Annotated in this window: 11 protein-coding genes; 5 read left to right on the forward strand and 6 right to left on the reverse strand. The window is 61.8% G+C overall.

Annotated features, from left to right (window positions below; genetic code table 11):
- The first annotated feature begins 54 nt into the window (after positions 1–54).
- Both IEW17_RS08325 and IEW17_RS08330 read left to right on the forward strand, forming a co-directional pair.
- Positions 55–312 (forward strand): hypothetical protein, encoded by a 258-nt coding sequence (locus IEW17_RS08325; RefSeq protein ID WP_188561581.1) that lies wholly within the window; start codon positions 55–57, stop codon positions 310–312.
- Positions 313–370: 58 nt separating this feature from the next.
- The gene (locus IEW17_RS08330) at positions 371–511 is read left to right on the forward strand and encodes a hypothetical protein (RefSeq protein ID WP_188561582.1); all 141 of its coding nucleotides are present in this window, start codon (positions 371–373) and stop codon (positions 509–511) included.
- A 115-nt stretch (positions 512–626) separates the two neighbouring features.
- On the opposite strand, the gene IEW17_RS08335 is transcribed toward IEW17_RS08330, so the two are convergent.
- From IEW17_RS08335 to IEW17_RS08350, 4 genes are all read right to left on the reverse strand, one after another.
- Positions 627–866 carry a hypothetical protein gene (locus tag IEW17_RS08335; protein ID WP_188561583.1) on the reverse strand — a complete coding sequence of 80 codons (240 nt, stop codon included), beginning with the start codon at positions 864–866 and terminating at the stop codon, positions 627–629.
- Between the two features lie 188 nt (positions 867–1,054).
- On the reverse strand, positions 1,055–2,632 hold the full coding sequence (locus IEW17_RS08340) for a DUF1501 domain-containing protein (RefSeq protein WP_188561584.1): 1,578 nt from the start codon (positions 2,630–2,632) through the stop codon (positions 1,055–1,057).
- A gap of 213 nt (positions 2,633–2,845) precedes the next feature.
- Positions 2,846–4,576 carry a DUF1800 domain-containing protein gene (locus IEW17_RS08345; RefSeq protein WP_188561585.1) on the reverse strand — a complete coding sequence of 577 codons (1,731 nt, stop codon included), beginning with the start codon at positions 4,574–4,576 and terminating at the stop codon, positions 2,846–2,848.
- 244 nt (positions 4,577–4,820) lie between these two features.
- Positions 4,821–5,513 carry a C40 family peptidase gene (locus IEW17_RS08350; RefSeq protein WP_188561586.1) on the reverse strand — a complete coding sequence of 231 codons (693 nt, stop codon included), beginning with the start codon at positions 5,511–5,513 and terminating at the stop codon, positions 4,821–4,823.
- A gap of 332 nt (positions 5,514–5,845) precedes the next feature.
- Between IEW17_RS08350 and IEW17_RS08355 the strand changes: the two genes are divergently transcribed.
- Together IEW17_RS08355 and IEW17_RS08360 are read left to right on the forward strand one after the other, a co-directional pair.
- Positions 5,846–6,202, forward strand: coding sequence for an eCIS core domain-containing protein (locus tag IEW17_RS08355; RefSeq protein WP_188561587.1), 357 nt, complete (start codon positions 5,846–5,848; stop codon positions 6,200–6,202).
- Between the two features lie 173 nt (positions 6,203–6,375).
- On the forward strand, positions 6,376–7,083 hold the full coding sequence (locus IEW17_RS08360) for a hypothetical protein (RefSeq protein ID WP_188561588.1): 708 nt from the start codon (positions 6,376–6,378) through the stop codon (positions 7,081–7,083).
- 87 nt (positions 7,084–7,170) lie between these two features.
- On the opposite strand, the gene IEW17_RS08365 is transcribed toward IEW17_RS08360, so the two are convergent.
- Together IEW17_RS08365 and IEW17_RS08370 are read right to left on the reverse strand one after the other, a co-directional pair.
- Complete coding sequence (locus tag IEW17_RS08365) at positions 7,171–8,097, reverse strand: helix-turn-helix domain-containing protein (protein WP_188561589.1); 927 nt, start codon at positions 8,095–8,097, stop codon at positions 7,171–7,173.
- A 158-nt stretch (positions 8,098–8,255) separates the two neighbouring features.
- Positions 8,256–9,413, reverse strand: coding sequence for an acyl-CoA dehydrogenase family protein (locus IEW17_RS08370; protein ID WP_188561590.1), 1,158 nt, complete (start codon positions 9,411–9,413; stop codon positions 8,256–8,258).
- A gap of 189 nt (positions 9,414–9,602) precedes the next feature.
- Between IEW17_RS08370 and IEW17_RS08375 the strand changes: the two genes are divergently transcribed.
- Positions 9,603–13,211 (forward strand): S8 family serine peptidase, encoded by a 3,609-nt coding sequence (locus IEW17_RS08375; protein ID WP_188561591.1) that lies wholly within the window; start codon positions 9,603–9,605, stop codon positions 13,209–13,211.
- The last annotated feature ends 103 nt before the right edge of the window (positions 13,212–13,314 follow it).

A 13,314-nucleotide genomic window follows, 5' to 3' on the forward strand; every position in this document is an offset into this window, starting at 1 on the left:
TTTATCGGGCAGACGCCCGTTTGGCGCGATTGCGCCCAGCTATAAATTTGCGGGATGCCCCCCCGCCCCATTCTGCCCCGGCACCCCAGCCGCCGCTGCCCGTACCGCCAGCGGCTGGTGCCCATGCTGTTGCTGCTGTTGCTCCTCACGGCCTATTTCGCCAACGCCCAGCGCTACGTTCAATACGCCCTCGGTACCGCTCAAGTGTTCAGTTACGTGGAGCAGATGCCGACACTGCCCGGCCGCGAAGGCCCCACCGCCGTACAGGCCGCACTCCAAGAGCTCATTACCAACCCCAAGCGAGCCGACTAATGGCGAAGGCCTGGTCAGCTTCGTAGTAGAGCCCGCTGGGCGCGTGACGTGCCCGGTTGTGCTCCGTTCCATCGGTAGCACCGTGGATAAAGCGGTGCTGACCATGACCACGCGCCTAGCGTGCTTCGGACCGGGCCGCCACCACGGCCAGCCCGTGGCCGTGGCGGCGGCCGTGCCAGCAGTAATCATTATTCGCTGAAAACCCTTTGGGATGAGCACGTAAAAAAAGCACGGCTTCTCTCAGCGAGAGGCCGTGCTTTTTTATATGGTATTGAAAGAAGTGTGGCGAAGCGACCAAGCCCTTGGCAGACTCTTTAGTTGTCGTCGGTGGCGCGGTTGATGAGCACTACAGCAACTGCTGCCACTGCCGCAATCCCGATAATCATTTGCGTCGGCGTGAACTTGTGAGCGGCTTTGCGCAGCAATACGCTGCCGTGTTTCAGCAAGTCATCCACGTGCTCGGTTTTACCCTGAAACACATGGTAGGCACTTTCAAAAGCACGGGCAAGGTCTTCGGGAAGGATTTGTTCGATTTTTTCGATTTGCGCTTCCATAAAAAAGGCGGAATTGAAGGGGGAAGGTGTAAAAATGCAAGGCGGAGCCTCGGAAGTCCTGTACGCAAAAGCAGGCTGCCAGGCTGCATCTTTTCTATTTCTCCAACAAAATAACCAGCAGGCGCCCCCATTAGCTCAGCCGTAGCCAGCCGGGTATATTACCCATTATTAATTGATAATCAAGCCATTTATTCAATTACTACAATGCGCGAGCCACTGCGCTGGGCTTCCCGCACCTGGCAGTAGTAAGCGCCGGCAGCCAGGCCACTCAGGTCCACGGGCAGCTGCTGGGGGCCACGGGGCAGCACACGGTCAACGGCGCGGCGCACTTCGCGGCCCAGGGTGTCGAGCAGCACGATTTGAACGTGGCCCCCGGCGCTGTCGTAGGCTACGGTGGTGCGGCTTTCGCGCGGGGCCGGGTTGGGGTACACCGTAAATTCGGCCACTTCGGCGGCATTGGCGGCGGCCAGCAACGCGCCGGGCCGCAGTACCGGCACGTAGGGAAAGCTGCGCCCGAAGAGCTGCGTGAGCGTAGCGGGCGTCACTTGGAACCAGTCCTGCAAAATGCTGGTGTACACGCTCCGAAAGTCGACCTGCATGGCCACGTTGTCGTTCACACCGGCATTAGCGGGCAGCGTGGGGTTGGGGCCGTGCACGATGGGGTTCACTTTGGAGCCAAACACCAGCAGCGGAGCCGCCGCGCCGTGGTCGGTGCCGAAGCCCGCATTGGCCTTGATGCGCCGCCCAAACTCCGAGAACGTCATGCCCACCACCCGGTCCTGAATGGCGTGCCGCTGCAGGTCATCCTGAAAGGCGTTCACGGCCTCGGCAATCTTGCCCAGCAGCGTGGCGTGGGTGCCGGTGGTGGTGCTGCCCGTGGTGGGAACCTGCAGCGTGTGGGTGTCGAAGCCGCCCAGCGTACACACGTACACGCGGGTGCTGAGGCCACCAGCCACCAGCTGGGCTACTATTTTGAGTTGGTCGGCCAGCGAATTTTGACCCGCGGCGGGGTACAGCGGCGAGCGGTTTTGGGCCCGGCCGGCCGCCGCCTGAATAGCAGTGGTGTATACCTGCGTCTGGCTCACCACCTGCCGGATAAACGTGAGCTCGTGGCCGGCCGGCGTGTTGGGGGCCGCATCTACGCCACCGCTGAGCAGCTGGTAGAACGACGACGTGCTGGCAATGGCCATGCCCATGTTCACGCTGGGGCCCTGCACGCAGTTGCTCACCACCGAGCCGATACTGATGGCCAGTGGGTCGGGATTCTGCGCGTTGGGAAATCCGGTTGGGAAACCCGGAAATTCGCCGTTGAGGTAGCGGCCGGCCCAGCCCGTAGTCAGGGTCACGTTGGAGTCGGAGCCCGAAGTCCAGATATCGGTGGCCCGGAAGTGCGAGAAGTTGGGGCTGGGGTAGCCCACGCTTTGCACCACGCCGAGCTTGCCGTTCTGGTACATGTTGCGTAGCGACGCCATGGCCGGGTGAATACCCGTGGCCGTGGTGAGCGGCAGTACTTGGTTCTGAGCCAGCGCCAGGGTGGGCCGCGCCGCCATCAGGGCCGGGTATTGGTCCAGCGGGATAATCATGTTCAGGCCATCGTTGCCGCCCTGCAGCTGAATGATGACCAGCACCTTATCCGACTGCGTGGTGGCGTTGGTGAGAGCTGCCAGCGCGGGCGAGTACCCGTAGGCCCCAATGGGTAAGCCGCTTAGCAGCGCAGTGCCGGCCGTGGCCGCAGCCGTAGTTTGTAGAAATTCGCGACGTTTCATGATTAGGCTGGAACTGTCATTGCGAGGACGAAGGGCGAAGTAATCCGTCCTCTAATTCTCAGACACTTTTAAGATGTAATGAATTGAAACCCTCCTGCCTCTATGAAAAAGGCTTGTCACTCCAAAAGGCTGGCCGCTGAGAACAGAACGGATTAGCTACGCTGAACTGCGTTTGCTTCGCTCGGCTCGCAATGACAAACATTCATTTCCCACTCAACTCAAGTGGTACTCGGCCAGCCCCATCAGGGCGCGCAGCATGGCTTGCAGCTTGGTGGTCACGGCCGCTTTCTTAGCGGTGTTGGTGGGCGTGGCTAAGTACTGCTGCCACTCCACGGTCCACTCAAAATCGGGCAGGCCGGGCAGCAGGGCTGTTTTCAAGAATGTCAGCTGATTGGTGGTGAGAGCAATGGGCACCATCAGCCGCACAAACTCATCAATGAGCAGGTTGCAGTCCGAGGCCGTAGCGGCCGGAAACGACTGCGCCAGCGCCAGCACGTCAATCACGATTTTTACCCCGCTCCGCGTGTAGCCCGTGCTGATAAACAGGTCGGTAGCCTGGTTGCGGCGCGGCAGCGTCACGGCATTTATCCAGAGCTCGTGAAACTGCGGGGTCTGGTAGTAAGCGGCCCAGCCAGCTACGTTGGGCGGGTCGCCCAGCGTTTGCTGCTGCACAAAGGCCAGCGTGTTGAGGTATTCCCACATCTGGTACTGCACCGTTACGGTGCTGGCCGGCGGAAACACCACCTGCATCTGCCGGCACAGGCCCACCGTGAAGTCGAGTGGGCTTTTGATGAGGCAGCCCATGTTCAGCACATCGAAGAAATGCTCGGAGCTGAGCAGTGCCCGCAACACCGGGGCCACCTCGAAACCATTTTGCACCAGCAGGGTGGCCAGGGGCCGGATGATGTCGGTTTCTACCTGCGCATCAATTACATAGTATACAAACCAGCGGTAGAGCTTGCGCACCAAAAAGCGCGCCGTCTCGGCCTGCTGAAAAACCAGGTTTACCAGGTCCTGGTACTCAGTAGCCCCGTTGCCCGCAAGGCTGACACTACCAAAAGCCGACGAAAAAACCTTGGCCGTGTTGTCGTGCCGGCTGGCGGTGAAGTAGCTGCTCACCGGCGGCGTACCCAGGTCGCGCCAGCCGCTGAGCACGCGGGCGGCGGCCTGCACGTCGGCCTCGGTGTAGTTGGTGTAGTTGCCCGGGCCAATGAGCGGGCCCTTGCCCACCGTGAACAGCTCTAGCAGCTCGCGGCCGTAGTTCTCGTTGGGGGCGCCGGCGGTGCTCTGGTTGCCGTTGAGGTAGCGCAGCATGGCGGGCGTCACGGTCACGTCTTTGGCCATCTGCCTCACGTTGCCAAGGGCGTGCTGGCGCAACAGGCGGCAGTACTCGTAGCCCATCCGGGCATCGTTGATGTCGCCCAGCTCCACCACAAAATGGTTGTGCCAGAACAACGTCATTTTCTCGGCCAGCGAGGTGCCCTGGCCCAGCAGCTGCCCCATCCACCAGCTGCGCAATGACGTCCGGCGCACGCCCTCGAAGTTCTGGTCGAACACCTGCCCCGCCCAGGTCTGGCCAATGGCCACGCTGGTGTCAGTAGCCGACACATTCACGGGCGGCGCGGGCACGGCTGGGGCCGCCAGCAGCCCATTGAGCACCGCCGTGAGGTTGGAGCCGGCCGCCGCCATAATCTCGGGGCGCGTGGGGCCAAACAAGGAGCGGCGCAGCAAGTGGGCTGCCTGGGCATAGCCCCACGGGCCGGTGTAGGGCGCAAGCGTACTCGTGGCCCGCGAGAGGCCGGTGGGCAGCACCTTGTTGGCGTAGCGGCTTACGGTTTCGGGCGGGTCCTGCTGGGCAGTAGCGGCCACGGGTTCTTCGGCCACGACGGCAGTGGGGCCGCTCAGCACAGCGGCGTTTCGCTGGAGGAAAAGTCTACGGTTCATAAGCAAGCACAAGTAGCACGAAAAACGAAACCTAACAATGCTAAGCGCCCAAAAAATCAGCTCAGCTGTTTGCTAGCAGCCAGCTGTTTAACCTAGACTACCGGGCCTTCCTCAAGTTTAATGCAAGTATCCATTTTATTCGGTGAATACCTAATGAAGCACGGGCCGAGCAGGCAATAAAAAAAGCGCCCGACCGGTTGGGGTCGGGCGCCTAGCCTTGAATTCGCGCCATCAGCAGGCTCGCTCATTCGGCTACGGCTACGGTTTCTTCAGTAGCGTCGGCAGCCGCAGCGGCGCGCACGCGGCCGGCAGCGTAGAAATTGCGGTGGTAATAGGGCTGGTTGAGCGAGCTCACCATGACGCCGCCGTTGCAGGCCGAGTGGGCAAACTTGCCGTCCTTCAGGTAAATGCCGACGTGGTAAATCGGGCCCCGGCCGCGCCGGAAGAACACCAGGTCGCCGGTTTGCATTTCGGCCTTGGCAATGTGCTTGGTGGTGGTGAACATGGAACGCGACGAGCGCTGCAGCGTGATGCCGTACACCTCACGGAACACGCGGGTCACGAAACCCGAGCAGTCGGTGCCCTTGCGCGAGTTGTTGCCGTAGGAATAGGGAGCCCCAATCCAATCGGTCACGGTGCGCAGCAAGTCCTTGTTTTCGTTGAAGGCCAGACGCAGACCCAGGGTTTGCGCGTAATAGTGGTAGGTGAGCGAGTCGCGCGAGGCGGTCAGCTCAGCAGCGGTGGGCTCGCCGGTAGTGGTTTTGGTGGGCGGCGTAGCTAAGGGCTCGCTCATCGTCATCGCCGGAAACAACGATGCTTCGGCCACGGCCGGTGCTGCAGCAGCACGAACCGTAGCCGAAGCATCGGCGGGGCGTTCAAAGAAGAAGGAGAGAGCTAGCGAAGCAGCGGCGAGGCAATACAGGAGGCTGTGTTTCATTGTCCGTCGTAAGGGTGGGGGCAAAAACCGGATTCCTGGGGGTGGGCAGGAAGCGCCGGGCAGTAGATTTCTTAGGCGATAGGCAAGGCTGATTCGAGCCGAGTGAGGAGGTAATAAAAGCAGACTGTACCCGGTAATTCCTATTGGTTTTAGAATGGGTCGCTGGGTAAATCTAGGGCAAACTTTTGGTAAGTCCGGTACTTTCACTAAAAAAAGGGCAAATATTCTTTATTTAAGACAATTTAATGCGCTAATTATCAACTTAAAAATCAAAACCGTGTTGGTACTTCATTCGTACTTACGCGTTTGAAAAACCGCCGTATCTTACCCTTATGCAAAATCCCCAAACCTGGACCCGTTCCCCCCTGGCCCGCATTGCCCGGCTGGTGCTGGGCAGCCAGCGCGTAGCCATGGTGGTGGGCCAAACCGTGCACCTGAGCGGGGCCACCCGCGAGCAGTTTCTGGCCGATGCCGAATGGGTGGCCCACGAGCTGGTGCACCTGCGCCAGTACAAGGAGCACGGCCTTCTGCCCTTCCTCTGGAAATACCTGCTGGAGTCGGCGCGCGTGGGCTATTACCAGAATAGGTATGAGGTAGAGGCCCGGGAAGAAGCCCGCCGCGTGGTCCTCGCTGACCCCAACCACGTGCTGCGCCCCCTGCCCCGCCACGCACAGCCGCCCAGTGCGTAAGGAGATGCTACAGCAGCGCCTGCGGACCGTGGGTGCCGAGGCCAAGCAACTGGCCGAACGAAAATAAAGGCGCGAATTGGCAACTTCCTGCTGGCCAATCACGAATAAAACTCCGGCTGCCCGCCGCACGGGCGCTTGTCTTTTTCTTTCACTTTCTTTTCGCCACCCTCACTATGGATAACCAACAAGACCAGTCCGGAACGCCTAATTCGACCAACGCCGGCCGCACCACCCAGAATCCGGCTACCACGCCAAACGCCACCGGTAACCCCCGCAAATCGACGATTCCCAATGCCCAGGCTTCTTCGCCTTCGGCAAACCCCACCTCGCAACACCAAAACACGGCCAACACCGGCACCGAGCGCCAGGGCGAAGGCCAGCAAGCCAACGCTTCGGAAGGCACCGTCCTCGATGCCGCTGTGCAAAGCGGCAAAAAATGGATTGAAAATTCCGGCTTGCTCAACAATGTGAACCAGTTGCCCCAGGGCCTGAAAGACTTCGGCAACCGGGCCGTAGCCAAAGTAAGCGACCTCACCACCACCCAGAAAGTCGTAGGCGGTACGCTGCTGGCGGTGGGCCTCGGCTGGCTGGCTACGCGCAAAGGCAAGTCGTCGGGCAGCAGCGACAGCGCTTACAACTACGGCAACCCCCGCGGCAACAACGGCAACTACGGCCGCCGCCCCGCCGGCTACCAAGCTCCTGATGCCTCCACCAGCCATTCAGCTACCGCCCGTAGCTCCGACAGCGGCTCGCCCTACGGTAGTGGCAACCGCTACGGCAGCACCGAAAAAACCGACAGCGGCTCGGGCTTTGGCGAATCTGCTCATGCCGACCACGGCCAGCAGAGTTCCAGGCACGACGACTTGCGCAGCATAGAATAGCCGCGCAAATCGCAACAGAAAGCCCCCGCTTCAAATTGAGGCGGAGGCTTTTTTGTTGTTATCAGCTACCTGATAATCGATTCATACTTAGATGTTCATGGCCGACTCGCGGCGGCGCATCTTGCCGGCCGGAATGCCGAACATCATCTTGAAGCGACGGCAGAAATAAGCGGTGTCTTTGTAGCCCACCTCTTTGCCGATGTCGCGGATGCTCTTTTTGGTGGTGCGCAGCAGGAATACGGCGCGCTCCATGCGCTGGTATTCGATGTAGTCCTGCGGGTTGATGTTGGTCAGCATCTTGAAATACTGGCCCACGTAGTCCTCGCTCACGTTGGCCACGCCGCTCAGCACCTTGTTGCTGAGGTCGCCGCCCAGGTTCTCCTTGATGTAGTTGAACAGGTCAATCAGGCGCGGGTCTTTGAAGTAGGTGCTGTTGGTGGCCAGCTGCTCCACAAACATGTTGTTTCGCAGCACGTAGCGCACTATTTCCACCACAATGTTCTCGGTGTAGATGCTGATGAGGCGCTCCCGACCTGGCAGGTCCTGAATGCTTTCTTCCACCACCTTAATTACCAGGTTGGCCAGCTTGGGCTGCCCGCTGATGAGAAACGCCGGCACGTCGAGCGAGGCGAAGAAGTTTACCGAATCGAACACCTTGGCTTCGAAGCTCACGAAGCTGTGGCTTTCTTCGGCATCGCCGATAAGGTCGAGGTTATCGTTGGAGTGGAAAAACTTGTCTTTGTTCGTAATCAGGTCGTCGTTGGTGATAACCCGGTTTTTCTGGTCCTCGCCGTAGCTCACGCGGGTGGGCCGACCGCCGGGGATGAACAGCATTTCGCCTTCTTCCACCAGCATTTCCTCCTCGCCGAAAGTGAGGTGGCCCTTGTGCAGCAGAATGAGATTATTACCAACGTCGTAGGAATTGCGAACGGTAAAGGGCTGGTGCAACACCAGGTTTTTCGCCTTGATGTAGCGCACACCGAGCGACTCGATGACTTTATTGTAATCTTCCATAATTCAGGGGGCCTAAAGGGCCGTTGGGGGCTGCGTGTAAAGTAACCGGGAGGCTAACGCAGTGCAATATAACGCCTTGAAATTCACAAAAACTAAAAACCCAGCCAAATAGTGGCTGGGTTTTGTGCAATGAATCTGAATTTTAGGCAATTCGCAGTTTACTTGAGGATTTCCCGAGAAATCACAATTTTCTGAATTTCCGATGTGCCTTCGTAAATCTGCGTAATCTTGGCGTCGCGCATGAAGCGCTCCACGTGGTATTCTTTCACAAAACCATAGCCCCCGTGAATCTGCACAGCCTCTACGGCCGAGTCCATGGCCACCTTCGAAGCGAATAGCTTGGCCATGGCCCCCGACTTGGCGTAGTCGGCGTGGTTGTCCTTGTCGGTGGCGGCTTGCAGGCAGAGCAAACGAGCGGCATCCACGTTGGTGGCCATGTCGGCGAGTTTAAACTGAATGGCCTGGTGCTTGGCAATCTCGACGCCGAAGGCCTTGCGCTCCTTGGCGTACTTCAAGCTAAGCTCGAGTGAGCCCGAGGCAATACCCAAAGCCTGCGCCGCGATGCCGATGCGGCCACCAGCCAGCACCTGCATAGCGAACTTGAAGCCGAAGCCATCGGCCCCGATGCGGTTTTCCTTGGGCACCTTCACGTCGGTGAACATCAGCGAGCAGGTGTCGGAGCCACGGATACCGAGCTTGTTCTCCTTGGGGCCCTGGATGAAGCCGGGCATGTCCTTGTCCACAATCAGCACGTTGATGCCGCGCGACTTCAGCTCAGGGTTGGTTTGGGCAATGACGAGGTAGACCGAGGCGGTGGTACCGTTGGTAATCCAGTTCTTGGTGCCGTTCAGCAGGTAGTAGTCGCCCATGTCCTCGGCGGTGGTGCGCTGGCTGGTGGCATCGGAGCCGGCTTCGGGCTCGCTCAGGGCGAAGGCCCCGATGATTTCGCCGGAGCATAGCCGGGGCAGGTACTTCTGCTTCTGCTCTTCGGTGCCGTACTGCTCCAGGCCCCAGCACACCAGCGAGTTGTTTACGCTCATGATGACCGAGCACGAAGCGTCGACCTTGCTGATTTCCTCCATCGCCAGCACGTAGCTCACGGTGTCGAGGCCGCTGCCGCCGTACTCGGGGCTCACCATCATGCCCATGAAACCCAGCTCGCCCATCTTCTTGATTTGCTCGGTCGGGAATTTCTGGTGCTCGTCGCGCTCGATGACGCCGGCCCAAAGCTCCTGGGCAAACTCGCGGGCCGCGTCGCGCACGGCCAGCTGCTCTTCGGTGAGGTCGTAAATATTAGTGGAAGTGGCGGTTTGCATGAACTGGGGTGGGATTGGAGTGAGGCAGCAGGACTTTATTTTTAGGATAACAAAAGTACGCCCGGAATGGCACCGAGCCAAGCTGCGCCGTGAGTAGCTGCAAGCCGGAGACCATGCCCTTATAACGCACACTATACTTCGCCGCCGTATCTTTTAGGCCTGATTTTCAATCTTTTTTCCACTGCCTGCATGAAATATCTTTACCGTACTGCCCTGGCGGCGGCGCTGAGCTTGCCCGCACTCGGCGCGCTGGCCCAGCCCATTGCCCCGGCCACCGAAGCATTTGCCCTGCGCCTCGCGGTGGGCGACGTGGTGCCGTCCGCCAACGCCACCGCGTGGCTGGCCGCCCCCGCCACCACACCCGCCGACGCCTGGCAAGGCCGCGTCTACCGATTGCTGCAATTCACCCACTTGCCCACCGACGCCCAAAAAGCCGCGCTGCGCCGCGCCGGGGTCGTTTTGTTCGATTACCTGCCGCTGAATGCCTACACGGCCAGCTTGCCCGCCACCCTGGCGCATAGCCAGCTGGCCGGCCTGGGCCTGCGCAGCGTTGCGCCCATGCCCGGCCGCTGGAAACTAGCCGGGGCCCTGGCCCAGGGCACGGTGCCAACCCACGCCCGCCGCGGCGACGCCCGGCTGGAAGTGGTGCTGACTTACTACCCGGCCCTCACGCCGGCTCAAGCCGTAGCGGCATTATCCAGCGCCGAGTTTCGGGTGGTGGGGCAGGACGATTTTGCGCATCAACTGCACGTGGTGCTGGCTGAGGCGGCCGTACCGAGCCTGACCGGGCTGCCCTGGGTGAGCACCGTGGAAGCCGCGCCGGCTCCCGGCGTGCCCGAAAACTTTCGGGCGCGTACCGACCACCGCGCCAATGCCCTGGCCGCCGATTACGGCGCGGGCCGCCATTACGACGGCCGCGGCGTGACCGTGGGCCACGGCGACGACGGGGCCATCGGCCCGCACATCGACTTTCAGGGACGAGTGGACGTGAGCACGGCCGGGGCCAGCCTGGGCGACCACGGCGACCACGTGGCCGGCACCATCATGGGGGCCGGCAACCTGGAACCGCGCCACCGCGGCCAGGCCGTGGGGGCGTTCAATTTCTATCAGAATTACCCCAACAACATCACTCAGGCCCCGGCCAACTACAATAGTGCCACCCGTCGGGTACGCATCACCAGCTCGAGCTACGGCGACGGCAACAACGCCGGCTACACCAGCCTGGCTCGCGCCCTCGACCAGCAGATGCGCCAGCTGCCGTTCCTGATGCACGTATTTTCGGCGGGCAACTCCGGCACCTCCGACTTTGGCTATGGCGCGGGCGCGGGCTGGGGCAACATCACCGGGGGCCAGAAAATGGCCAAGAACGTGCTGACCGTGGGCAACGTCACGTACCAAGATGCGCTGGCCGGCAGCAGCAGCCGCGGCCCGGCCAACGACGGCCGCATCAAGCCCGAGGTGTGCGCCGTGGGCACCAACGTGACCTCGACCTACGGCGGCAACCTCTACGCCACCATTTCGGGGACCAGCATGGCCTGCCCCGGCGTGTCGGGGGTGTCGGCGCAGCTGGTGGGAGCCTACCGCAGCCTCAATGCCGGGGCAGAAGCGCCCGCCGCTTTGCTCAAAGCGTTGCTCATGAACACGGCCGAGGACCTGGGCAACCCCGGCCCCGACTTCCGTTACGGCTACGGCCGCATCAACGGGCTGCGGGCCGTGCGCGTGCTGGAAGGCCGCACGTATTTCCGCGACAGCCTCACCCAGGGCCAAAGCCGCACTTTCACGGTGCCAGCGGCCGTGGGCAAGAAACAGCTGCGCGTGATGCTGCACTGGACGGACTACGAAGGCGCGGCGAACGCCCGCCCCGCCCTGGTGAACAACCTCGACCTGACGGGCGCTATCGCCGGCCCTGCTACCCCACCCCAGCCCACGCTGCTGCCCTGGATACTCGACCACCGCCCCACCGCTGCCCAGCTCAACACGGCCGCCGGACGCGGGCGCGATTCCATTAACAACGTGGAGCAAATCACCATCGACAACCCCACCGCCACGGGTGGCTACAGCTTCACCGTGACCGGCCGGGCCGTGCCCCAGGGCCGCCAAGGCTTTTGGGTAATATATAGCTACATCGACGAAGGCGTGGAACTGACTTACCCGCTGGGCGGCGAAGGCTTGGTGCCCGGCGAAACCGAAACCATCCGTTGGGATGCCGCCGACAGCTCGCTGCCCTACACCGTGGAATACACCACCGACAACGGCGCGACGTACCTGCCCATTGCCACCAACCTGGCCGGCACGGTGCGCCATACCGACTGGGTGGTGCCCGCTGGCCTGGCTGCCGGCCGCGTGCGGGTGCGCGTGACGCGCGGCACCGTGACGAGCCAGTCGCCGGCGTTCTTCACCGTCGCCCCCCTGCCCACCGCCCTGCGCTCAGAGTATCGGTGCGCCACCGAAAGCCGGCTGAGCTGGACGGCCTCGACCGGGGCCACGGCCTACACGGTCTACAAGCTGGGCGCGCAGTACATGGACTCGCTCACGACGGTGACCACGCCGTTCGCCATGCTGCCACTGGGGTCGGGCTCCGATTATTGGTTTGCGGTGCGGGCCCGGGGGGCCAACGGCCTGCTCTCGCGCCGCACCCGCGCCATTTACCAGCCCGCCGGCTCGCGCGACTGCCCCGGCCCGCCGCTCACGTTGTTCGAGCCCAGTGCGGCGCTGGTGTGTCCCAGCAGCACGGTACTGCTGAGCGACAGTAGTCAATCGGTCCCCACCAGCTGGGCCTGGGTTATCAGCCCGAGCGCGGGGGTGACGTTTGTGAATGGTACCTCGGCCACGTCGCAAAATCCCCGGGTGCAGTTTGCCAACCCCGGCACCTACACGGTGGCCCTCACGGCCACCAACAGCTACGGCCCCGGCACCACGGCTACCCGCACCAACCTGATTACCGTGACCAACGGCTTGCCGGTTGCCTTCACTGAAACCTTCCAGACCGTACCAGCAGCTTTCCCGCCGGCTGGCTGGCGCGTCATTAACCCAAGCTCGAACTATACCTGGGCGCTGAGCACGGCCCTGGCCGTGGGCCCCGATAACGGGAACCGCCGCCTGCCGATGGTCAACAACTACAACGACCGCCTGCGCGGAGCGGAAGACTACCTTCTCACCCCGCCCCTGAACCTGGCCGGCACCACTAGCCCCGAGCTGACCTTCGCCATCGCCTACCAACCCTACGGCCCGGCCAGTAACGACGGCCTGCGGGTGGATATTTCCACCGACTGCGGCACTACGTTCGTACCCACCGGCTACCTGAAGCGCGGGGCCGCTCTGGCCACGGTGGCCACCCCCAATACCAGCGCATTTGTGCCCACCAGCGCCACCCAGTGGCGACAGGAAACCGTGGACTTGCGCTCCTTCCGCACGGCGGGCGCGCCTACGGGCCAGGTACAATCGGTATTGTTGCGCTTCGTGAACCTGAACGACTACGGCAACAACCTATACCTGACCAACGTGGGCGTAGCCGAGCGGGTGGTATCGGCCGCCACGGCGGGCCGTCAGGTCGATGCCTTCACGGCGGCCCCTGTGCCATTCGCCGGGCAGCTGCGGGTAGCCGTGGCCGCCGCGCCGGCCGGTGCTGCTACGTTGCAACTGCTCGATGCCCTGGGCCGCGAGGTACGCCGCCTGCCGCTCACGCTACGTTCCAGCGCTCAGCAAATTGAGTTTGATACCGAGAACCTGCCTGCTGGCGTGTACGTGCTGCGCCTGAACAGTGCCAGCGGTATCCAGCAGTTGAAGGTGCTCAAATAAGGCGTACTCCGTTTTGCGTTGATGAAGAGCCTCGGCCATGAATTGGCTGGGGCTTTTCTTTGCGCGACCAGCAGCAGAGCCGGCAGGCTGGCTTACCCACTGG

Source organism: Hymenobacter frigidus, assembly GCF_014640435.1.
Taxonomy (GTDB): domain Bacteria; phylum Bacteroidota; class Bacteroidia; order Cytophagales; family Hymenobacteraceae; genus Hymenobacter; species Hymenobacter frigidus.

Excerpts from the sequence above, each read along its gene's own strand:
- IEW17_RS08325 (WP_188561581.1), top strand. The coding sequence starts at position 55 with ATGCCCCCCCGCCCCATTCTGCCCCGGCACCCCAGCCGCCGCTGCCCG.
- IEW17_RS08335 (WP_188561583.1), bottom strand. The coding sequence starts at position 866 with ATGGAAGCGCAAATCGAAAAAATCGAACAAATCCTTCCCGAAGACCTT.
- IEW17_RS08340 (WP_188561584.1), bottom strand. The coding sequence starts at position 2,632 with ATGAAACGTCGCGAATTTCTACAAACTACGGCTGCGGCCACGGCCGGC.
- IEW17_RS08345 (WP_188561585.1), bottom strand. The coding sequence starts at position 4,576 with ATGAACCGTAGACTTTTCCTCCAGCGAAACGCCGCTGTGCTGAGCGGC.
- IEW17_RS08350 (WP_188561586.1), bottom strand. The coding sequence starts at position 5,513 with ATGAAACACAGCCTCCTGTATTGCCTCGCCGCTGCTTCGCTAGCTCTC.
- IEW17_RS08355 (WP_188561587.1), top strand. The coding sequence starts at position 5,846 with ATGCAAAATCCCCAAACCTGGACCCGTTCCCCCCTGGCCCGCATTGCC.
- IEW17_RS08360 (WP_188561588.1), top strand. The coding sequence starts at position 6,376 with ATGGATAACCAACAAGACCAGTCCGGAACGCCTAATTCGACCAACGCC.
- IEW17_RS08365 (WP_188561589.1), bottom strand. The coding sequence starts at position 8,097 with ATGGAAGATTACAATAAAGTCATCGAGTCGCTCGGTGTGCGCTACATC.
- IEW17_RS08370 (WP_188561590.1), bottom strand. The coding sequence starts at position 9,413 with ATGCAAACCGCCACTTCCACTAATATTTACGACCTCACCGAAGAGCAG.
- IEW17_RS08375 (WP_188561591.1), top strand. The coding sequence starts at position 9,603 with ATGAAATATCTTTACCGTACTGCCCTGGCGGCGGCGCTGAGCTTGCCC.